General features: G+C 48.6%; 19 protein-coding genes. 9 read left to right on the top strand and 10 right to left on the bottom strand.

The window, feature by feature from the left end:
• Positions 1-32: 32 nt before the first annotated feature.
• Together F569_RS16530 and F569_RS0104735 are read right to left on the bottom strand one after the other, a co-directional pair.
• Positions 33-1,787 carry an ATP-binding protein gene (locus tag F569_RS16530; RefSeq protein ID WP_051279321.1) on the bottom strand — a complete coding sequence of 585 codons (1,755 nt, stop codon included), beginning with the start codon at positions 1,785-1,787 and terminating at the stop codon, positions 33-35.
• A complete protein-coding gene (locus tag F569_RS0104735) occupies positions 1,756-2,460 on the bottom strand; it encodes a response regulator transcription factor (RefSeq protein ID WP_026941259.1) in 705 nt (234 codons plus the stop codon). The genes F569_RS16530 and F569_RS0104735 overlap by 32 nt, the downstream gene beginning before the upstream one ends.
• 208 nt (positions 2,461-2,668) lie before the next feature.
• Here F569_RS0104735 and F569_RS0104740 point away from each other — a divergent pair, with 208 nt between their 5' ends.
• Positions 2,669-2,971, top strand: a complete 303-nt coding sequence (locus F569_RS0104740) for a YggT family protein (protein WP_026941260.1) — start codon at positions 2,669-2,671, stop codon at positions 2,969-2,971.
• A 9-nt stretch (positions 2,972-2,980) separates the two neighbouring features.
• Here the strand turns inward: F569_RS0104740 and rfbA are convergent, their stop codons facing one another.
• The gene (gene rfbA, locus F569_RS0104745) at positions 2,981-3,865 is read right to left on the bottom strand and encodes a glucose-1-phosphate thymidylyltransferase RfbA (RefSeq protein ID WP_026941261.1); all 885 of its coding nucleotides are present in this window, start codon (positions 3,863-3,865) and stop codon (positions 2,981-2,983) included.
• An 86-nt stretch (positions 3,866-3,951) separates the two neighbouring features.
• Here rfbA and F569_RS0104750 point away from each other — a divergent pair, with 86 nt between their 5' ends.
• The 4 genes from F569_RS0104750 to F569_RS16540 are packed head-to-tail and all read left to right on the top strand — an operon-like array spanning position 3,952 to position 7,233.
• Entirely contained in the window at positions 3,952-5,871 is a 1,920-nt protein-coding gene (locus tag F569_RS0104750) for a heme lyase CcmF/NrfE family subunit (protein ID WP_026941262.1), read from the top strand.
• Positions 5,871-6,395 carry a DsbE family thiol:disulfide interchange protein gene (locus tag F569_RS0104755; RefSeq protein WP_026941263.1) on the top strand — a complete coding sequence of 175 codons (525 nt, stop codon included), beginning with the start codon at positions 5,871-5,873 and terminating at the stop codon, positions 6,393-6,395. The genes F569_RS0104750 and F569_RS0104755 overlap by 1 nt, the downstream gene beginning before the upstream one ends.
• A 17-nt stretch (positions 6,396-6,412) precedes the next feature.
• Positions 6,413-6,775, top strand: coding sequence for a cytochrome c-type biogenesis protein (locus F569_RS16535; RefSeq protein ID WP_233353591.1), 363 nt, complete (start codon positions 6,413-6,415; stop codon positions 6,773-6,775).
• Positions 6,772-7,233 (top strand): hypothetical protein, encoded by a 462-nt coding sequence (locus F569_RS16540; protein ID WP_026941264.1) that lies wholly within the window; start codon positions 6,772-6,774, stop codon positions 7,231-7,233. Before F569_RS16535 ends, F569_RS16540 begins: the two co-directional genes overlap by 4 nt.
• A gap of 16 nt (positions 7,234-7,249) precedes the next feature.
• Here the strand turns inward: F569_RS16540 and F569_RS0104770 are convergent, their stop codons facing one another.
• Positions 7,250-7,504, bottom strand: coding sequence for a GlsB/YeaQ/YmgE family stress response membrane protein (locus F569_RS0104770; RefSeq protein WP_026941265.1), 255 nt, complete (start codon positions 7,502-7,504; stop codon positions 7,250-7,252).
• A 154-nt stretch (positions 7,505-7,658) separates the two neighbouring features.
• Here F569_RS0104770 and accD point away from each other — a divergent pair, with 154 nt between their 5' ends.
• The 4 genes from accD to F569_RS0104790 all read left to right on the top strand — a co-directional run bounded on the left by accD (position 7,659) and on the right by F569_RS0104790 (position 11,176).
• Positions 7,659-8,531, top strand: a complete 873-nt coding sequence (gene accD / locus F569_RS16545; protein WP_034387211.1) for an acetyl-CoA carboxylase, carboxyltransferase subunit beta — start codon at positions 7,659-7,661, stop codon at positions 8,529-8,531.
• On the top strand, positions 8,524-9,834 hold the full coding sequence (locus tag F569_RS0104780) for a bifunctional folylpolyglutamate synthase/dihydrofolate synthase (RefSeq protein ID WP_026941266.1): 1,311 nt from the start codon (positions 8,524-8,526) through the stop codon (positions 9,832-9,834). The genes accD and F569_RS0104780 overlap by 8 nt, the downstream gene beginning before the upstream one ends.
• Positions 9,835-9,914: 80 nt before the next feature.
• Positions 9,915-10,553 (top strand): hypothetical protein, encoded by a 639-nt coding sequence (locus F569_RS0104785; RefSeq protein ID WP_154813640.1) that lies wholly within the window; start codon positions 9,915-9,917, stop codon positions 10,551-10,553.
• Complete coding sequence (locus tag F569_RS0104790) at positions 10,550-11,176, top strand: hypothetical protein (RefSeq protein WP_026941268.1); 627 nt, start codon at positions 10,550-10,552, stop codon at positions 11,174-11,176. The genes F569_RS0104785 and F569_RS0104790 overlap by 4 nt, the downstream gene beginning before the upstream one ends.
• Before the next feature lie 44 nt (positions 11,177-11,220).
• Here F569_RS0104790 and trxA read toward each other — a convergent pair whose 3' ends face one another.
• From trxA to tsaE, 6 genes are read right to left on the bottom strand one after another with little or no spacing between them, the layout of a single operon-like run.
• Entirely contained in the window at positions 11,221-11,565 is a 345-nt protein-coding gene (trxA, locus tag F569_RS0104795) for a thioredoxin (protein WP_026941269.1), read from the bottom strand.
• Positions 11,566-11,597: 32 nt separating this feature from the next.
• Positions 11,598-15,116, bottom strand: coding sequence for a double-strand break repair helicase AddA (gene addA / locus F569_RS0104800; RefSeq protein WP_051279325.1), 3,519 nt, complete (start codon positions 15,114-15,116; stop codon positions 11,598-11,600).
• The gene (locus tag F569_RS0104805; protein ID WP_026941271.1) at positions 15,043-18,039 is read right to left on the bottom strand and encodes a PD-(D/E)XK nuclease family protein; all 2,997 of its coding nucleotides are present in this window, start codon (positions 18,037-18,039) and stop codon (positions 15,043-15,045) included. The genes addA and F569_RS0104805 overlap by 74 nt, the downstream gene beginning before the upstream one ends.
• Positions 18,032-18,742: a nucleotidyltransferase family protein gene (locus F569_RS0104810; protein WP_026941272.1), complete on the bottom strand. Its 711-nt coding sequence runs from the start codon at positions 18,740-18,742 to the stop codon at positions 18,032-18,034. The genes F569_RS0104805 and F569_RS0104810 overlap by 8 nt, the downstream gene beginning before the upstream one ends.
• The gene (locus F569_RS0104815; protein ID WP_026941273.1) at positions 18,739-19,818 is read right to left on the bottom strand and encodes an aminoglycoside phosphotransferase family protein; all 1,080 of its coding nucleotides are present in this window, start codon (positions 19,816-19,818) and stop codon (positions 18,739-18,741) included. Before F569_RS0104815 ends, F569_RS0104810 begins: the two co-directional genes overlap by 4 nt.
• A complete protein-coding gene (gene tsaE / locus F569_RS0104820) occupies positions 19,815-20,249 on the bottom strand; it encodes a tRNA (adenosine(37)-N6)-threonylcarbamoyltransferase complex ATPase subunit type 1 TsaE (RefSeq protein WP_051279327.1) in 435 nt (144 codons plus the stop codon). The genes F569_RS0104815 and tsaE overlap by 4 nt, the downstream gene beginning before the upstream one ends.
• Between the last annotated feature and the right edge of the window lie 59 nt (positions 20,250-20,308).

Genomic DNA, 20,308 nt, shown 5'->3' on the forward strand with positions numbered 1-20,308 from the left:
TTAATCAAGATTTGTATGGAATGGGAAGCCTTTTATGCGGCCTTTTTCGCATCTATTTTCTTTTGCTTACGTTTTGATATTTGCGGGCCTCCACCTTTTGTTTGACGCGGAATTTCAACAACAAAGCGTGCACCAAGAATATTATCGCCATCGGTAGACATTCGGTTTTCTGCATGGATACGCCCTTTATGAGCTGTCATAATCTGGCGGCAAATCGCCAAGCCTAAGCCGGAGTGAGAGCCGAATTGCGCGCCTTTGGGCCGTTCGGTGTAAAAACGATCAAAGACGGCGTCGAGATTATCTTTGGGTATACCCGGCCCGTCATCATCAACAGTGATGACGACATTTTCTCTATCGCCGCGCTGCGATAAGGTGGCTTGAACTCTGACTTCTCCATCCGCAGGGGAAAAGGTCAAAGCATTATCAATCAGATTCCTAAGCACCTGTGCAAAGGGGCTTTCAAAAGCACGAATGAAGATTGGGTCTTCTCCAGAAATGGTTGTAATATTTTTGACTTGCGGCCCATCTCCACTTGAAGTTTGCGCATAAAAATCAACTATATTTTCGATGATTTCGACAACGTCCAATGTTTGCGCCGTATCGCGCGCAAGGTTAGCGTCAACCTTAGAGGCTTTGGAAATATCCGTTATCAAGCGGTCCATACGCGAGACATCCTGCTGAATAATCGAAATAAGTTTCTCGCGCTGCTCATCGGTTTTGGCCACGCGCAAGGTATCAGAGGCGGAGCGCAGAGAGGTCAGAGGGTTCTTAATCTCATGCGCCACATCCGCCGCAAAATTAGCAATATCATCGATACGGGCATAAAGGCCTTCGGTCATTTCACGCATGACCGAGGATAAGTCTCCAATTTCATCGCGCCTATTTGAAAGGTCGGGTATAGCGCCGCGCTTTCGGCTTGATCGCGTGACGAGCTCAGCAGCTCTCGCAAGCTTGCGCATAGGTAGCGTGATAAACAGAGTTAGAGCCATTGAAGATAGGAGGGTGGCCAGAAAAGCCAGACCAATGATAGGCGCTAAAGCCTTGCGCTCAGCGTTAACAATGCTGTCAACATCAGAGCTTTCGACTGTAACCACGCCCAAGACTTGTTGAACGCGTTTCACCGGCAAGCTGACGGTTACAATTAACTTGTCTTCATCATCATAACGTTGACCAAACATTGAGTCGCCCTGCAAGGCAGTGCGAATATCAGCCTTTAAATCCCTGCGCAGACTGTCTCGGCGGCGTTTCCGCCATGGCAGGTTATGGGCTTTGTCGCTTATCCAGAATGTTACTTTTTCCTTGAACACCTCTTGCCGGGGCAGTTCCGGAATTTCCGTCACAATGGGGTCCAAAATGCCGACATCAATCGTGTCGTCCAAAGACTCTGTGTCAACAAGTATTTGACCGGCCCGGTCGTGCAGCCGAACTCTCCAGCGGTCCGGTACAGAGACGCCGCGCAAAACTTGCCGTGCATTCTGAATATCAAGCCTCGCAGCAGAGCCATAACCTGTCGCATCTTCTCCCATAACCGTCGTAATTGTTGAGGCTAATGATTCCAGATTTTCAATTTTGGCTTCTATAAGCCCGTTCTGAAAGCGCTCCATCGCCAAAGAGCCGCCGACTAAAATGATCAGGCCAATGAGGTTAGAAAAGAAAATATTACGCGTAAGCCGTGATGTCAGCAGTGAGCGCCGCGCGCCCAAGCGTCTATCACGGATTTTTACCCTGCCGGAGGGCGCTTTACTCACGCGCGGCTTATGCTTCTTTGTATTTGTATCCGACACCATAGAGGGTCTCTATACCATCGAAGCTCTTATCCGTCTTGCGGAACTTTTTACGAAGCCGTTTGATATGAGAGTCAATTGTGCGGTCATCCACATAGACCTGATCGTCATAAGCTGCGTCCATAAGTTGGTCGCGAGACTTAACGTAACCCGGACGTTTTGCGAGGCTTTCCAAGATTAAAAACTCTGTCACCGTCAAGCGCACAGGTTCACCATTCCATGAACACGCATGACGATTGGGATCCAGTAAGAGTTGACCGCGACGAATGACCTTATCATCGCCTTCTTGCGGCACAGGCATCTCAATAGACGTCAGCGAAGCCCGGCGGAGAACGGCTTTAATACGCTCGCCTAAAAGGCGCTGACTAAAAGGCTTGGTAATATAATCATCCGCGCCCATATTAAAACCAATGGCTTCGTCAAATTCATCATCCTTAGACGTCAGAAAAATAACGGGTAAATTTGATGTCTGGCGCAGACGCCGGAGAAGCTCGAGACCGTCCATACGCGGCATCTTTACGTCAAAAACGGCTAAATCCGGCGGTGATTTCTTGAGCGCCTCAAGAGCTGTCACGCCATCATGAAATTTGCGAACTTCATAGCCTTCGGCTTCGAGAAACATAGAGACGGATGTCAGGATGTTTTCATCATCATCGACAAGATAAATTTTAGCCATTGTTCGCTCCCCAGCGCGTCTTGGTGAATAAGTCTTGTCTCTTACTAAGCTCATTGTTTGCATGTCTCAACCCTTTGCATTTGTTTGATGCATAAAGAGATAGCGGACCAATGTGGCAAGGCTTTGACGGAAAACTGCCTTATTTCAGACATAAGCCGTATTGCCCTTACAGAATTTACCGCTTAGAGAGCGGATGACGGAGAGAGTTATGACATTGATGCAATCCCTTATAGTATATCTGCTAGCCCCTCTTTTGGGTCTGCTGTTTTGGATATTTGTCGCCTATATGATTTTTTCATGGTTGATTGCCTTCAACATTATCAATCTACGAAATCCCGCTATGGCGCAAATATACGGAGTCATTCGCCGTATTTGCGATCCTATATTGGATCCTATTCGCAAGGTCATACCTCCGCTAGGCGGATTGGATATGGCGTTTTTAGTGGTCGTCTTAGGCTTAAGCTGGATACGCGGCTATGTCGTACCTATGCTCTATAATGGGCTTGGGTAAATAACGAGCCTATAACAGCCCAGCTACATCCATAAGGTAATTCCCGTAACCGCTTTTCTTAAGTTTTTCTGCTTGTCTTATGAGAGCATCTCTGGAAATCCAGCCTTTTTGATAAGCAAGGACCTCAGGACAACAAATTCGAATGCCTTGACGGGACTGCACAACATTTACAAATTGCGCCGCCTCAAACAGAGATTTATGCGTGCCTGTATCAAGCCACGTTGTCCCGCCGCCTAAGAGTTCTACATGCAAATCGCCTTTGGACAAGTAAACTTGGTTTAAGGCGGTAATTTCCAGTTCCTGACGTTCTGAAGGTTTGATTTCCTTTGCATAGGCCGGGGCATGGGAGTCATAAAAATACAGACCCGTCACCGCATAATTTGACTTCGGCGCGATGGGCTTTTCTTCAATCGAAAGCACTTTACCGCTCTCATCAAATTCAACCACGCCGTAACGCTGAGGATCATTAACACGATAGCCAAAAACACTGGCGCCTTGGGTACGAGACATTGCGGCCTCTAAGCCTTGCGAAAATGTTTCGCCAAAAAAGAGATTGTCACCCAAAATCAGAACGGATGGGCCTCCGCACAAAAACTCTTCTGCAATGATCAAAGCTTCCGCAATACCGCGCGGCGCATCTTGAACGGCATAGGTCAGCGAAAGCCCCCATTTAACCCCGTCACCCAATAGCGTTTTGAACGCCGCTTGATCATGCGGCGTCGTAATAATCATGATCTCATTGATGCCCGCTTCCATAAGCACAGAAAGCGGATAGTAGATCATAGGCTTATCATAAACCGGCATGAGCTGCTTAGAGATCGCAATAGTGGACGGATGCAACCGTGTGCCCGTACCCCCAGCCAATATAATACCTTTGCGTACAGAAGATGTCATGGCTTTCTTTTAGAGACTTGCCCAAGCGGTGCAAGTGCGACACAGCAGTGATTGCGAGTCACTGAAATCAAGGCTATGGCCTAGTCATGATTGCCGAGTTCGGACATTACCTGCTAATTCTGGCGCTATTCACAGCGCTAGCGCAAGGCTCACTCCCACTTTTTGGGGCGCATAAAAATGCTGAAAAATTGATGCTGTTTGGCGACCGCGCGACGCAAGTCCTTTTCGTCCTCATTTTGCTGTCATTCATAGCACTTACAGCGACATTTATAACATCTGATTTCAGCGTAAAATTGGCCGCTTCGCACTCCCATTCCATGAAACCATTTTTATATAAAATATCCGGCGTTTGGGGCAATCATGAAGGCTCCATCTTGCTCTGGACGCTCATGCTAGCGCTATATGCTGCCCTTATTCCTGTTTTTGGGAGCCATCTGCCTAAAACACTGAAGGCGCGGGCTATTGGCGTTCAAGGCCTTCTCGCTTTCGGATTTTTAGCATTCATTCTTTTTACGTCAAACCCTTTTGAACGGCTCAACCCTGTTCCTGCAGATGGGCTAGGTTTAAACCCCTTGCTGCAAGACCCCGGCCTCGCGATCCATCCGCCTATGCTTTACATGGGATACGTCGGATTTTCAGTCGCGTTCTCTTTTTCTGTTGCCGCACTATTGGAGGGAAAAGTAGACTCGCTGTGGGCGCAATGGCTTAGGCCATGGGTCTTAGCCGCTTGGAGCTTTCTGACCCTAGGTATTATGCTTGGGTCGCTTTGGGCTTATTACGAACTAGGCTGGGGCGGTTGGTGGATGTGGGACCCCGTAGAAAATGTTAGCTTCATGCCTTGGCTTGCCGGGACGGCATTACTTCATTCGATTATGGTACTGGGTACGCGGCATAAGCTTGCCAATTGGACAATTTTATTAGGTATCAGTACGTTTTCCCTAAGCCTTGTGGGAACATTTGTTGTGCGCTCAGGCGTGCTGGTTTCAGTGCATTCTTTCGCCACTGACCCAGAGCGGGGTGTATTCATATTGCTGTTGCTAATGCTAGCTACCGGGGCGGCGCTAACGCTTTATGCCCTGAAAGCAAAAACGCTAAAAGGGACAGGAGAGTTCGAGCCTATCTCCCGTGAAGGCGGCCTCATTCTGAACAACCTTTTGCTTATCACAGCTTGCGCCACAGTTTTTCTTGGCACTTTTTATCCTCTTTTCATGGACGCGATTACGGGCGATAAAATAAGCGTAGGAAAGCCCTATTTTGACCTGACATTTGCACCCATCATGTTAATTCTGCTTTTATTTATGGGCGCGGCCCCTCTGCTGAAATGGCGTAAAGATACGCTAAGTAGTCTTAAACGCCTCTCCATATTTGCTCTTCCGATTACTATTCTTATTATCATATTGGTCGCATTTTTTGGGAAATCAGTGTTGGGCGGTATAGGACTGGCAATTGCAGCTTATCTGGCTATCGGTACTATTTTGGCTTTTGCGAAGAAAACACAGAATTTCAAAAACCTCTCCCGGCAAGCCGCGGGAACATATGGTTTTGTTTTGGCGCATCTGGGCGTCGCTATTTTCACGGCTGGCGCTGTCGCAATGTCAGTCTGGGCCGAAGATGATATTGGACGCCTGAAAATCGGAGAGAGTCTCAATGTCGCTGGATATAGCTTTACACTCGACAAAGTCGCCCCTGGACAGCGAGAGAATTACCAATATCTCAACGCCAAAGTAAATGTCGAGAAAAATGGAAAAGCTATCAAAACTCTCAGCACAGAACAGAGATTTTACCCGGTTAGAAATATGGTGACAACGGAAGCTGGGTTTCACTTTACTTTGGGCCCCACAATCTTCACGGCTATCAGTGAAGGGAATTCTCAAGATGGCTGGATCGTTCGCGCCAATTATCATCCTTACGTCACCTGGATTTGGATCGGGGCCTTTTTGATGTCACTTGCGGGCTTCATCTCGCTGTTTGACAGGCGATTGAGATTTCGTGAGGACGTCATCTAATGCGCGCCCTAATTCCTATAGCACTGTTCTTATTGATGGGTTTAGCCTTTGCGGTTGGCCTCACGAAGGACCCTAAATTATTGCCCTCCGAGTTGCTCAATAAACCTGTCCCGAAATTCACGTTATCAGAGCTTTATGATGAAACTGAAACCCTCACCCAAGAGATGTTTAAAGGTAAGGTCTCGCTGATTAATGTTTTCGGATCTTGGTGTGTGGCCTGTAATGTTGAGCATCCAGTATTAATGGAAATTTCAAAACGCGGTGATGTCAATCTCATTGGAGTCGATTGGCGAGATACACGCCCAAAGGCAAAGGCTTGGCTAGAAAAAGGCGGCAATCCCTATCGTCAAATTATCTTCGATAATGAGAGTGTCCTTGCAATTAAACTCGGGGTTTCCGGCGCGCCTGAGAGCTTTATAACGGATAAATCGGGTCATATTCGTTACAAACATGTCGGCGTTATTACGCCCAAAGTCTGGCAAGAGACTTTGCTCCCGTTGGTCGAAACACTGAAGGCAGAGTGATGCGCTGGCTGCTCTTTATGTTTATGGTCCTCAGTTTTTCAACAGGCGCTATCGGGCAACCCTCAGAAGCGGAAATTGAGATGCGCGCTAAAGAGGTCGGGCGTTCACTGCGTTGCGTTGTCTGCCAAAACCAATCCATCGATGAGTCTGACGCCCCCCTTGCCATGGATATGAGAGAACTCGTAAGGGACCGCCTTAGAGACGGCGACAGCAATACAGAAGTGATTTCATATATGAGAGAACGATATGGGGACTATGTCTTGTTAAAGCCCCCGGTACAGAGAAATACTTATATTTTGTGGCTTACACCCTTCATATTGCTGTTGGCGGGATTAGGATGGTTTTTCGTAAATTCGGGACGTCGTGAGGATGAGCGATGATTTGGATTTTCCTGACGATAATAACACTCATCGTGCTGTTATGGCTTACAGCGCCGCTTTTACGGGGCGGGCACTCTTCTAAAATTTATATGAGCATTCTCTTTGCCGCCTTCTTAGCTAGCTCGCTCGGCACTTATGCGCTTATCGGGCGCTCTGACTTGCTCAAAGACGGCGCGCTAAAACCTTACGAGGCCCCGCGAGGCCCGTCAGCTGAACAGGTGCAAGCCGCTCAGCAAATGAGTCCTGAAGAGCGTACGGAAATGATTACAGCCATGGTTGAGGGGTTAGCGATGCGCTTGGAAGAAGAGCCAAATGATCCTCAAGGGTGGCAAAGGCTGCTTCGTGCCCGAAAAGTGCTGGGACAAACAGAAAAGCTCCAAGCGGATATTGCCCGCATGAAGCTTGTCTTTAAAGATCGTCCTGATGTTATCGAGGCGATTATGCAATCTGCTCAATAGTTGTTCTGCATATTTATCAAGCGCGTTTGATAAGCTTAATCAGTAACAGCAATATAACTGCTCCTATGGTCGCGTGAATAATCGATCCGATGATACCGCCGCCGATTGAGGTGCCGACAGCCGGCAGCACGTATCCAGCTATAACCGCGCCGATGATACCGACGATAATATCACCGATCAGGCCAAAACCCGCACCCCGTACAATGAGCGAAGCTAACCACCCTGCGACACCACCGATAAGTAAGAATATAAGTAAACTTTCCAGTCCCATGTTATTTTCCTTTTTTTTATAAGTAACAACACATTAACGCGTGTTCTTAATTTCGGTTCCGAAGGCGGATAAATTAAACTAGCCCTCTTGTGAAAGCTACGCTGACTGCATCTAATCTGTTGCCCCTCCCTCCGAATTCGGGCAAAAGCCGCTTATGAATTGGCTCACAAAATTAACGCCGCCCGGCGTCAAAGACATCTTCTCTAAAAAAGACACGCCGGATAACCTCTGGATGAAATGTCCTAAATCAAATGAGATGGTTTTTTCGGCAGATTTACCTGGCCTCCTCCATGTTACACCCGCAGGTCACCACTTACGTATTGGTCCGAAAATGCGCATGGATTACACCTTTGATAAAAGTGAATATAAAAATGTCGACATTCCTGCTGTTGCCAAAGACCCTCTTAAATTTAAAGACGATCAAAAATATACGGACAGGCTGAAAAAGGCGCGCGCCAAGACCGGTGATCAAGATGCTATGAATATAGGCGTTGGAAAAATCCATGGCATAGAAACTGTGATATTAGTTCAAAATTTCTCTTTTATGGGCGGCTCTCTAGGTATGGCCGCCGGTGAAGGCTTTATCCAAGCCGCTGAATATGCGGTAGCGAATAAACTGCCCTTAATCGTCTTCACGGCCGCCGGAGGCGCTAGAATGCAAGAAGGCGCGCTCAGCCTTATGCAAATGCCTCGTACAACTATCGCTGTTCAAGAACTCCGAGAAGCCGGCCTGCCCTATATCGTTGTGCTTTGCGATCCAACAACAGGCGGCGTAACCGCGAGTTACGCTATGTTGGGTGATATTCACCTGGCTGAACCCGGCGCACTTATTTGTTTTGCAGGCCCGCGCGTGATTGAGGAAACCATCCGAGAAAAACTACCAGAAGGATTTCAGCGTGCAGAGTTTCTTGAAGAAAAAGGCATGATAGACCGCGTTGTTGCTCGGAAAGATATGCGTCAGACCTTAGCGCAAATTCTGTCAGTTCTTCTAAAGACAGATTACGAAAAATTACTAGAAGATGCGTGAAACGGTTCAAGACGCACTCGAGACTTTAAAAGCACTTCATCCCAAGAAAATTGATCTGGGTCTTGAACGTATTGAGCGGGTTCTGAAAGCGCTTGGAAATCCACAATATAAACTTCCGCCCACCATTCACATCGCGGGAACTAACGGAAAAGGCTCAACCGTAGCCTATTTACGGGCCTTTGCAGAAGCGGCGGGGCTAAAGGCTCATGTTTATACTTCCCCGCATCTTGTACATTTCAGAGAACGTATCGTTGTCGGTTCAGAAGAAATATCAGACGACACGCTTGTCGATGTGCTTTCGCGGGTTCGCAGCGCAAATGCAGGTGAACCTTTGTCATTTTTTGAGGCCACGACTGCAGCAGCTTTTTTAGCCTTTTCTGAAAGCCCTGCCGATATATGTATTATCGAAGTCGGCCTTGGCGGACGATATGATGCCACAAATGTCATCACGCCAGCCTGCTGCGGTATCACGCCCATAGACATGGATCATGCTGAATTTTTGGGCCGTGACCTCGCCGGGATTGCCCGTGAAAAAGCTGGTATTATGAAGGCGCATACGCCTGTTATTATTGGGCCTCAATCAGATTTAGTGCGAGCTGTCTTAGACGCTGAAGCAAATAAAGCTCGCGCAGATGCAAAGTTTTGGGGCGAAGCATTTCGGGCTTACCGCCAACATGGACGGCTTGTTTTTGAAGATGACGGCCAGCTTCTTGATCTACCTTTGCCGGCGCTCCTAGGAGATCATCAAGTGATGAATGCGGGAACTGCGATTGCAATCGCCAAGCAGATGCAAATTCCCGAAAAAGCCATTGAAGAGGGTCTGCAAACTGTGTCTTGGCCCGCGCGAATGCAAAACCTGACCACAGGTGGCCTGGCGGATATGGTTGCTGAGAGTGGTGGAGAATTATGGCTAGACGGCGGGCATAATCCTCATGCAGCCCGCGCCGTGGCAAATGCGATTGCCGAACTTGAAGCTAAAACACCCCGGCCGCTTATCCTAATCACAGGCATATTGGCCAATAAGGATATAGGCGGCTTTCTGGATGCTTTTGAAGGCCTCGCCAGCGCGGTAATTGGCGTTGATATTCCGGGTCATCCATCACTCGCGCCTGAAACCCTGATCGAAATAGCGAAATCTCGCGGCATGTTAGGGCAAGTTGCGGGAAATATTATCGACGCTGTTCAAAGAGCCATAAATACAGGCGAAGCTCTTTCACGTCAGACGAGCGCCGAACCCATCGTACCCCCGCGTATATTGATTTGCGGGTCGCTTTACCTTGCTGGTGAAGTTCTGAAACTCTAGTTCTGCTGTAATTCTCTGAAACGTAAGCTGATTTGAGAACACTTCTAAACTCTTTCATGTCTGTGGCGGGAGAGTATTTTATGTCACGACACTTATTAACTTTAATTGTTATAGGCTTTTTCCTAAGTGGCTGTGCCACACTCGCGCGCGGACCGAATGTAGATATGGTTGTGGACACACAGCCCCCAGGCGCTGTTGTCGCAACAGACATTGAGACAAAACAAAGCCGAAAATTACGGAAAAATAATCCAGCGGCTGAACCCGTTTATCATGGTTGTCCGGCTACGCCTTGCGAATTTGAAATGTCACGCCGTTCAGAATTTATTATGACAATTTCAGCGGAAGGGTATGAGCCTGTTAAACTTGGCATTGATCATAGCTTACACAAGGAGAGCCTAAACGCCAACCTTGCAGGGTCAGCGGGAACAGGCGTTCTCGCAGGGGCTGGCGTCGGAGCTATAACTGCCGCCTTAGCCTCAGGCGGTTTTATGACGGGGGGCGCGGCAGTAGCCGGTACCGCAGCTGCGGCAGCGACAGTAGCCGGGGGTGTTGGTCTTATTAGTATAGGCGTTGATGCGGCTTCAGGCGCTATGCAGAACCTTAATCCCAATCCAATATTTTTAGTATTACCCCCTAAGGGAAAAACTTTTGAACCCGACCCAAAAGTAGAAAAAATACTCGAGAAGCGTAGGCAGAAAAACAAAACTTCTGGTAAATGAAAACGCTCTTATCACAGATATCATTACTTGGCTTAATTTTAATGCAAGCAAGTTGTGCAACTATCGTAAGAGGCACGCAACAACCCTTTATCGTCAAGACAAGTCCTGAAGGCGCGGTCGTAACAACCACCGAAGAAACAGCTCAAAGTGAGAAAGCTCGTCGCAAAGACCCTAACCTCGAAAAAGTTACTTATGGCTGTCCAGCGACACCTTGTGAAATTATAGTTCCACGTAGATCTACTTTTATTGCTAAAATTGAAAAAACAGGTTTTATCCCCGTTCATGTCACAGTTCGCTCTCAAGCTATGACAAAAACAGCAAAAAAGGCTGCTGTTGGAACTGTCGCAGGCGGTTCTGCAGGAGCAACAGGTTACTTTCTGACAGCAGGTGGATCTGCGCTTCCATTTACAACAGCCGGAGCTGTTTTTACTTCAGCTACTCTAACCGTTTTTTTTGCAGTTCCCTTAACAACAATTGACGCAATCGATGGATCATTATTAGATATTTATCCAAACCCTATTGACATAAATTTACTGCCTATTGGCAGTAAAACCCCGGGAACAAAGGAAATAATTGTTGCTGTCCATATTGATCCAGATAATCAGAATAATTTCCCGGAATAAAAAACCCCACTCGAGGCAGGGCTTTGTCATAATTTAATTAGCATTTACGCGACGTCGGCGTTGCCGCTATCTGTGTGCTCACCCACCCATTCGGCAAGTTTGGTTTTTGTCATCGCGCCGACTTTTGTTGCTACGACTTGTCCGCCTTTAAAAATCATGAGTGTTGGAATTCCGCGCACGTGAAACTTGGCCGGCGTTTCCGGGTCGTCATCTATATTGACCTTAGCGATTTTGATTTTATCACCCATTTCTTCGGAAATATCCTCAAGGGCCGGACCAATCTGCTTACATGGCCCGCACCATTCTGCCCAAAAATCAACGAGGACAGGTGTTTCCGATTCTATGACATCCGCTTTAAAGCTTGCGTCTGAGACTTTTACAGTGGCCATGTTAGGCTCCTTAATAGATTCTTTCTTGAGACTTAGGTAGGAAGCGCAGCTATCTGCGTCAAGGCCGCGTCAAGGCGACTATCTTCCAAAATCATAAGGCGCGGCCCATCCGTCCAAAGCAGAGCACATATTATGTCGTGCTGCGGATAAATCTCTTTCGCGAGTTCGCGATACGCCGCCATTTGCCCCCAATATATGTCAGCCACACCGTTTTGAGAGAGAGGCGGCGGGCGGTTGGATTTATAATCGACAATAAAGACTTTATCCTGTGTTACGCTAATACGGTCAATTTGAGCATTGAGATAAAGCTCTGCAGGGAGACCTTTAGCAGTACCCGCAAGCGAAATTTCAGCGCGGCTACCCGGAGCAAAAATTTCAGCAAATTCCGGTGCATTTAGAACCGCAAAAACCTCGGATATAATGTGATCTTTTTGCTCGAGGCTCAGCGCCTTGTAGGTTGAGAGCATTTTTTCCGCGATATCCTGCCGTCTGATAGGGTCAAACTCAGGCAAAATTTCAAGAAGTTTGTGAATGAGGTTACCACGCATGAAGCGTGTCTCTGTAGCTTGTGTCAATGGCGAGCGCACAGGCATATCTCTATGTGGCGGCGGGGCGAGGAGATGCGAGGGCGTAACTTGGCGGCGAGGCGCTTTAGCAGGATTAGCTGGCGCATATATCCAGGACGGCAAATCATCATTGCTTTCTTTATCAACCACCTTTTTGGCGCTTATTGGCTCTGCTCCTCGGCCAAAAGACAGTCCGTCACCAAATGGAGTCTTTATTTTACACGTCTGCAGGCCCTCAAAAGCACGCGCCATATCCTCATACCAGCTTTTCTTACTAATTGAGCCTTTGCCGCGCCCATGTTTATATCCGCAAATAATAAGACGGGATTCCGCGCGGGTCATAGCCACATAGAGAAGACGTAAATATTCCTGCTCCCTCTTTGCTTTCATGGCCTCTTTATAAGGCATAAGTGCAGTCGGCATGCTCTTGGAACTAGTAGGAATAGCAAATCCGGCATCAAGGCGAATGACGGGACCAGCCTTTGTCGGGAGTTGCGTTGTATCCGGAAGGAACACGACAGGCGCTTCTAAGCCTTTGGAACCATGAACTGTCATCACGCGAACTTCACCGGAACCACTATCCATTTCCCGCTTCAATTCTTGATCATCGGCGGCGAAACTTCGCACAAAATGCGCCAATGATGGGGACCCTAAACGCTGATGCGACAACGCCCTTGCAAGAAAGGCTTCGATGGCGTCTTTACTTTCTAATCCCAAGCGTTTGTAGATTTGTCGTATCATACTTGTCCCGCTCGGGCCCGTCATATCCAGGACGCGGGTGAAAAACTCATAAGGCGCATAGCGGCGGGCATGAGATAATATCTGAGTCAGTATCTCAGCTGTGTCGGGACGGCGCGAATTGACGGCTTCCCACAGCGAGCTTTCTCTGCGCGAAGACACTTCGAACAGCGCCTCAACGGAGTAATTAAATAAAGGACTTTTGAGAACTTCAGCCAAAGACAAGTCATCTTTTTGCAACAAGGTGAACTTTGCCAAAGAGAGCATATCTTTGACGGCAATAGAGTCTTTGAGTTTAAGCCTGTCAGCGCCTGCAACAGCGACGCCGCAGCCTTTCAGATTGCGAATAACAGCATCAAAAAAATCGTTACGCTGTCTCACGAGAATAAGAATATCACCCGCCTGCATTGGGCGTGTATGCCCTAATTTTCTATCAAAAATTGGCTCTTTAGTGTTTATCCAGGTCTGAATTTGTTTCGCAATTTCCAGCGCTAACTGCTCGCGTGCATCCCCTTCGCGTAGAGCATCAACAGGTGTTGTATCCCAAGGCGCTTTATCATCCTCCGCTTCGGGTTTTTCAACGGGCGGCCAAAGATCGACTTGGCCCCCATCTTCCCTATGGGCTGTGTGGCGGACAAGGTCTGAAGCAGGCGGATAATCCGCTGCATCAAACATACGCTGAATGGCTTTATCATCAACAAAGACCTGATCCACAAAACTCAAAATTTCAGGGGCTGACCGAAATGACATACGCATATGCGGCGAGAGTGCTGCTTCGCCGCCCGTATATTTCTGTATCTTCTTGAGAAACTGTTCCGGCTCAGCCCCTTGGAATGAATAGATGGATTGCTTCTCATCGCCCACGGCAAATAGCGTCCGATTTTGCGGCACGTCTCGCTGCTCTTGAACAAATTCTTCGGCAAGTGCATCTATAATATCCCATTGCGCGGGCGCCGTATCTTGGGCTTCATCCAACAAAATATGTTCGATGCCGCCATCTAATTTATAGCGCACCCAATCCGACACCTCACTACGGCTTAAAAGATTGCGCACCAAAAGAACCTGATCGTTAAAATCAAGGCCGCGGCGTGTATTTTTCGCCCGCTTAAAGTCTACCGTAAAGGCTTTCGCCATTGTGAAAACGGCCCGCGTCATGGACAGACAATTTGCAGCGCGGGCTTGCTCCCAAGCTAGCATTATCCGCGCGAGCTCTTGAGTCGGATCATCTGATTTATGGCCGAACATGGCCACGGCAGATGGCGCCCCTTTTTTTGTAATAATATTCTTCAGAGGCGCTGACATATCGGACGTTAAAAAGGCCGAGACATATAGCGTGAAAGCCTTCACCGCATCATTCATATCCAAAGCCCGCAGAATTACATCTGCTTTTTTGCGATCACCCACAGACGGGCTTTCAAGCAAAGCTCCGGCAATTTGCCGGATTTGATCGTGAGGTGTGTCGTTCCAGGCGTTCGCTAATATAGCCTCTTCTCGGGCATCTTCAGCAATGCTCATTATCTTCGCAAGAGGCGCAACACCGCCGCTTGCTTCCCAGCGCTCTATCTTATCGCCGGAATGAGACATCCACTTAAACAATCCCTCAATTGTCATATCCGCCATGTGGCTTGTCAGAATGCGTAAAGCTCGGGACAGCTCACCGTCGGACTCATCTGCTGCAGATTGATAAACCCGTTCGCGAACCTCTGCTAAAATGGCGGCTGTCTCTGCCTCATCGAGTGGCTCAAAACCCGGTAAAATTCCGGCTTCAATGGGAAAACGCGATAATATACGTTCGCAAAAGGCATGAATGGTTTGGACCTTGAGGCCTTCTGGGGTTTCAAGGGCTTTAGCAAAGAGCTGACGTGCTTTTTTAAGAGAGAAGTTATGCTGCTCCGTTCCTACCAATTCATTTAGTTCGATACGTAATTTTGCGTCCTCTAAAATAGACCACTCACCCAAAGTTTCGAAAAGACGGCTTTGCATTTCCGACGCCGCAGCTTTTGTATATGTCAGGCACAGAATAGTTTCAGGCGCAGCTCCGCCCAATAATATGCGGGAAACACGGTTTACCAAAACACGAGTTTTGCCTGACCCGGCATTAGCAGAAGCCAAACGTGTTGAAGAAGGATTCGCCGCTTGGCCTTGGGCCTTAACGGCTGCGATATATTCAGGACTATCCATCACTGCCGCCTTCGCCAGAAGCACTGCCCAACCTGGCCCATTCATCGCGCCGCGCGAGATGATCATAATCCCCATAATCATGGGTGTATTGCGCCCGGGGTTGAGACGAATAAGGTGTTTCAAGCTGATCGAAGGCCGCGATCAATTCCGTTAAAGCTTTATGCGCCTCGGCGGCATAGTCAGTTGCGGGCCACCCGTCTTTGGCAGGGGGCGTCAATGGATGGACCAAATCATGACTATTGCCTGAGCCCTTTATGCGGACATAATTCAGCGCATCAACTTTATCCGCGCCCTGCCCTTTGACCCCGCCTTGCGCCAGGATATATGCCGTAAGAGGCAGCTGAGGGTCAAACCCGGCTTGGACGACTTTCAAGGTCGAAGGCGCGCCAGTTTTATAATCTGTGACAGCATATCCTAGCGGGCCTTTTTCAATGAGGTCCGCATATCCGGTTAAGGTAAATTTTTGCGGCTCTAATATGTAATCTATGCGGGCTTCGGTTTTTCGCATGGCCCAGCCTTGGGCCCGGCGCTCTCTCATCCACTCAATGATCTGCGTTGAAATTTTTTCCAACCGCGCTCGCTCTTTCACGATCTCATAATCAGGATAATTACACGCCGCAAAAGCGGCTTTAAAATAATCTATCAACCTTATCTCAGCATCCTTTGGAAGCTCTTTTGGATAATCATTTGTGAAATTTTCAAGCCCCGTGTGAATGGCATTACCATAATCACGCACATCAAGCGGGGCCTGTAAATCCGCAAGTGGGGTCAGCCCAAGTACATGCCGTGCATAAATGGAATAGGGATCACGTATCCATGTTTTTATTTGAGTGATAGACAGCTTGCGCGCTTTCGGCCAACGCGCATCAACGGGTGGACGCGGCTCAGGGCGCTTGGCAATCTCTACGTCTTTAGGTGCCACATAGTCCATATTGCGGGCCCAACGAAGATATTTATCTGCATCGGAAAGGCCGCTCATAGCTGCCGCCTCGCCCAAGGCTCCTTTCATTAATGTTTGCAGACGCCAAAGCCATCGAGAGGCAACTTTGGGGCCATCATCAGAGCGCTTGGACCGCGTTAAGATAACATCTGCATTAGCGGATAATTCGGCAAAGTCATGCGCAGATAAACCAAAACGCCGTTCAGGTAGGGACAACCCTAAGGTCTTACGCATACCCCGCGATAAGAACGGCTCAATAGAAGGCGCGGACGGCCATATACCTTCATTTAATCCGCCTAATATTACTTTGTCATAATCTAGCATACGAGCTTCGAGAGGACCTAAAATTGCCAATCTAGGATCTGTTCCATAACGGGGCCGCACGACGCGGCTTCGCATCAATGCGCCAAGAAGCTTTGCAAAAGCTTCCGCGTCGATAATAGGAAGCGTATCCCCATGGACCATTAAATCCTCGATCAAGCTTGCCGCTTTTTCTCCGGCATCCTCGACCCATAGACGCGGCGCGCCAGGGGTTTCATCAGTTGCGGCCAAAGCCTCTGCTGTTTCCACCAGACCTTTTGCCCAATCACTCGCAGAACTTTCACTAAGATCTCTAAGAGGCTTAAACATGTTTTCCACCCGCGAAAACGCCTTAAATGACGCCAAAGATGGCGGATCTCTGTCAGCTCTCATGTGATATTCGTGCGAGCTCCATTCTGTTTTTAACTGTCCTGGTGTAAGCCCTGCCGTGCTTAAGGGATGTTTACACAGAACAGATATCATATGCGCGTTTTCGGGATCTTGTACGAGATCCATAATCGCTGTCAGAAAACCGCCTAAAGGTGTCTCTTCCAAGGGTTCGCCTTGTGAGTAATCCACTTCGACATTCCAGCGCCTCAGCCTTGATTTTACGCGCCGGGCTAATGCCGGATCGGGCGTGACCAAGGCGGCGGTTCCTATGCCGCTATCTGGCTCTAGGGTCTCGCGCAGGATTGTCGCGATCGCAAGAGCCTCCTCTTCGTCATTATCCGCCTCGATAATCGATAAGCCTTTTAGGGCTTCGGAAAAGGGCTCCGTCCCTTTCGCGGCCCCTTTTTTAATATTCGCGATGCGGCTTGGCCAATCCCCTGTTGCTTCTATGGGAACAAGACTTTCCGATATGACACGGCGGCGGGCATCCAACTCTTTGGGGGTATGACCCTCAAGATAGGGCCAGTTTTTCACCTCACCCCGTTCAACACCTATAATCTCAATCAGATTTTTAAGCGAGTTTTGCGGATGTTGCGGCCCTACATCCTTCCAAGCGTCATCCGGCACAGTATTATTAAGACCGGGAAGCACAATCATACCGTCATCCATATAAGCCACACATTTCATCAATCGTGCTGAGGCCCCTAATGTCCCTGTCGAGCCCGCCACAATCACTGGATAATCAGGCGGGGTGACCTCCCAAATATCTGTCAGTGCATTCAAGAGAGCTACGCGGCGCTGCATAGGTTCCATCAAATCGAGTTCATTGGGCGCAAGGCGTTTGGGCCAATAATCCTGCACGATTTCGTAAAGGGTGATCGCATATTTGAAATGCTCTGCCGCAAACTCTTGAATTTCTTTCAGGTCTGTTATTTTGGAAATATCCGCTTCTTCCATCGCGGCATCATCAAGGATAGCTATAAGAGGGTCGGCGAGTGCCAAAGCCCCCGCAGGGTCGAGGGGCAACTCCGATATCGCTTTGTGATAGTGAAAAATAAGACGCGCCATTTCAAAGCGGCGCTGCATTGGATCAATGGCAGGTTTGACAAGACCTGCAAGCTCACCAGGTTCGAAAGGAGGCTCTTCGGGATTGATATCCGCCAAAGGCCGCATGCGCGGTAAAAGGCTGGCCCCGCTCTCGCCGACAAAGGCCTCGCCCAGCGCCCGAACAGCGCGGCGTGTTGGCAGAAGGATAAGCGCATCGTTTAAACGCTCGCTATAAATTTCGCGCAAGCCCTTGGCGAGTGACGGCAGAAAAGCTGCACCCGATGGCATATTAAAAACGGACGGCTTATCCATGAGCTTCTTTCAACACAGCTTCTGCCGCCATGACGGCGCGGGGGTCGCCGACATGCATCCAATATCCGGGCAATTCGACGCCAAATAATTTTTGGCGTTTCAGAGTCTCATCCCAAATTTTATTGCGGGAGAAACGCTCTTCTTTAAACGGCTTAGCCAAGTCAGGTTTGAAGATTTGAACGCCGGCGTAAACGTGATCTGCACTGTCTCCGTCCCGCCGTGTCAATCTGGCGTCACTATGGATATTAAAATCACCTTTGCCAGCATAGCCCAATGCCCAGTCCGCTCTTGCACAGAGTAACAGCTCATCCATGACGCCGGGCTCCCACGCTTCAATCAGCCTTTCCAAGACGGGTTCGAAAGGCTGCCAAATAGCATCAATGTTACAGATAAAAACCGGACTTATTCCCAAGAGAGGTAGAGCCTTCACAACACCGCCGCCTGTTTCCAAAAGCGCTTCACGTTCATCGGAAATAATAATTTCAAGTCCGGGTTTGCGACTCTTTAGGTGGGCTTCTAAATGATCTGCATGTGCGTGAACATTAACCACTGCCCGTTCAACATCCACCTCCTCCAGCCTATCCAGCATGTGTTCAATCAAAGGCTTGCCCCCGACTTCAACCATGGCTTTTGAACGGTCATTTGTAAGTGGGCGCATACGCGTTCCATGGCCCGCCGCCATCACCATGGCTGTTTTTATCATGTCAAAGCCTTAGGTAAATGCGTTGAAATCCAACTTTTCAACTCAGCACATTTTAGGTCCTCGAGGTTGCCTTGAAAATGAGCTGCAACACGCGGAATAAGGTCGCGGTAATGTGGCTTCCCATCACGCTGCGCAAGACGCACAAATATACCCAGAATTTTAGCATTACGCTGCGCGCCCATAGCAGCATAAGCCGTTTTGAAACTATCATCGTATTTGATACCGGCTTTCTCACAAAACCGTTCAATCAGCGGCTCTGCCAAATCAGGTGAGACGTCCCGCCTTGCATCTTCAATCAGGCTTACCAAATCATAGGAGGGATGCGCAAAAAGAGCGTCTTGAAAGTCAATAAGCCCCACACGGGACACCGCTTGGCGCTCGGGTAGCCAGAATATATTCTCGGCATGAAAATCCCGCAGGGCTAATCCTGGCGCATGTGAGCTCAGGCACTCAAATAAGTCTGACCAAATTCTATGCCATTCATCCCTTAAATGGCCTTGAATATCGTACCCAAAATCCTTGGCATACCAGTCGAGAAACAGATCAGCTTCGGCTTGCAAAGCCGCTGCATCATATTCCCGCACACGCCATGCTATGTCTTGAAAGTTCATTTGGGACGGAAAGGTTGAGCGGTAAATGGCGGCAAGCGTATCTATCGCCGCTTCGTAGAGGAGCTGTTCCATAGCCCCATCTTTTGCAATGATTTCAGCATAGAGGCCGTCACCCAAATCTTCGAGTAAGATGAAACCTTTATCCATGTCAGCCGCAATAATTTTCGGAGACGAAAACCCTCTTTTTGAAAGCTCATTTGCAATGCAGGTAAAAGCTTCGGGATTCGGTCCCGCCAATCGCGCAAGCGCATTATAGCCTAGGGACACCCTGTCCTTCACGCTCGCGCCCTCGGGTTCGCTAGGAGCTTCAACGCCTTTGGGCGCATCCATAAGAACAGATTTATCTTTTCCTAATGTCAGCCGTTCATAACGCCGCGTTGACGCATCACCGGGCACAGCTATGCGATGAGCCGCGCCCCAATTGGCCCCTTGAAGAAACGCATCTATGTCAACTTTTCGGCTCATGTAATGCCTTTAAATCCCGTCATAGTCAGCTTACGCCCTTCTCCCTCAAATGCGATATTTATATGCAGGGCATCTTCAGGAATAAGCGGCTCAATTTTATCCGGCCATTCGATCAAGCAGAGCGCGTCTTCAAAAGCCTCAATGAGGCCTAGCTCATATCCGTCTTCGGGTTTTTCTAGGCGATACACATCACAATGCCAAAGTTCAAATTCAGGACCCTCATATGTCTGGACCAGGGTATAAGTAGGTGACGGCACATCTATTGGGCCCAGCAAAGATTGTATCATGCCGCGTACCAAAGTTGTTTTACCCGCTCCCAAATCTCCTGTCAGGCAAACCACCTGTCCCGCGGAAAGTTGTGCGATAAGCCGCGCCCCAAATCGCAGCATTTGGGACTCACCTATTATGGAAAAGCTTTGCATATGCCGCATTGATACGCGCTTGCAAAATCATCGCAAGCCCTTACATAACAAATGGAACGATTTACAGG

It is taken from the genome of Hellea balneolensis DSM 19091 (assembly GCF_000428525.1).
In the GTDB taxonomy this organism is placed as follows: Bacteria; Pseudomonadota; Alphaproteobacteria; order Caulobacterales; family Maricaulaceae; genus Hellea; species Hellea balneolensis.

Bases quoted from the DNA above. Each gene is read 5' to 3' on its own strand.
- F569_RS16530 (WP_051279321.1), bottom strand. From the start codon at position 1,787: ATGGTGTCGGATACAAATACAAAGAAGCATAAGCCGCGCGTGAGTAAA.
- F569_RS0104735 (WP_026941259.1), bottom strand. From the start codon at position 2,460: ATGGCTAAAATTTATCTTGTCGATGATGATGAAAACATCCTGACATCC.
- F569_RS0104740 (WP_026941260.1), top strand. From the start codon at position 2,669: ATGACATTGATGCAATCCCTTATAGTATATCTGCTAGCCCCTCTTTTG.
- rfbA (WP_026941261.1), bottom strand. From the start codon at position 3,865: ATGACATCTTCTGTACGCAAAGGTATTATATTGGCTGGGGGTACGGGC.
- F569_RS0104750 (WP_026941262.1), top strand. From the start codon at position 3,952: ATGATTGCCGAGTTCGGACATTACCTGCTAATTCTGGCGCTATTCACA.
- F569_RS0104755 (WP_026941263.1), top strand. From the start codon at position 5,871: ATGCGCGCCCTAATTCCTATAGCACTGTTCTTATTGATGGGTTTAGCC.
- F569_RS16535 (WP_233353591.1), top strand. From the start codon at position 6,413: ATGTTTATGGTCCTCAGTTTTTCAACAGGCGCTATCGGGCAACCCTCA.
- F569_RS16540 (WP_026941264.1), top strand. From the start codon at position 6,772: ATGATTTGGATTTTCCTGACGATAATAACACTCATCGTGCTGTTATGG.
- F569_RS0104770 (WP_026941265.1), bottom strand. From the start codon at position 7,504: ATGGGACTGGAAAGTTTACTTATATTCTTACTTATCGGTGGTGTCGCA.
- accD (WP_034387211.1), top strand. From the start codon at position 7,659: ATGAATTGGCTCACAAAATTAACGCCGCCCGGCGTCAAAGACATCTTC.
- F569_RS0104780 (WP_026941266.1), top strand. From the start codon at position 8,524: ATGCGTGAAACGGTTCAAGACGCACTCGAGACTTTAAAAGCACTTCAT.
- F569_RS0104785 (WP_154813640.1), top strand. From the start codon at position 9,915: ATGTCACGACACTTATTAACTTTAATTGTTATAGGCTTTTTCCTAAGT.
- F569_RS0104790 (WP_026941268.1), top strand. From the start codon at position 10,550: ATGAAAACGCTCTTATCACAGATATCATTACTTGGCTTAATTTTAATG.
- trxA (WP_026941269.1), bottom strand. From the start codon at position 11,565: ATGGCCACTGTAAAAGTCTCAGACGCAAGCTTTAAAGCGGATGTCATA.
- addA (WP_051279325.1), bottom strand. From the start codon at position 15,116: ATGATCATCTCGCGCGGCGCGATGAATGGGCCAGGTTGGGCAGTGCTT.
- F569_RS0104805 (WP_026941271.1), bottom strand. From the start codon at position 18,039: ATGGATAAGCCGTCCGTTTTTAATATGCCATCGGGTGCAGCTTTTCTG.
- F569_RS0104810 (WP_026941272.1), bottom strand. From the start codon at position 18,742: ATGATAAAAACAGCCATGGTGATGGCGGCGGGCCATGGAACGCGTATG.
- F569_RS0104815 (WP_026941273.1), bottom strand. From the start codon at position 19,818: ATGAGCCGAAAAGTTGACATAGATGCGTTTCTTCAAGGGGCCAATTGG.
- tsaE (WP_051279327.1), bottom strand. From the start codon at position 20,249: ATGCGGCATATGCAAAGCTTTTCCATAATAGGTGAGTCCCAAATGCTG.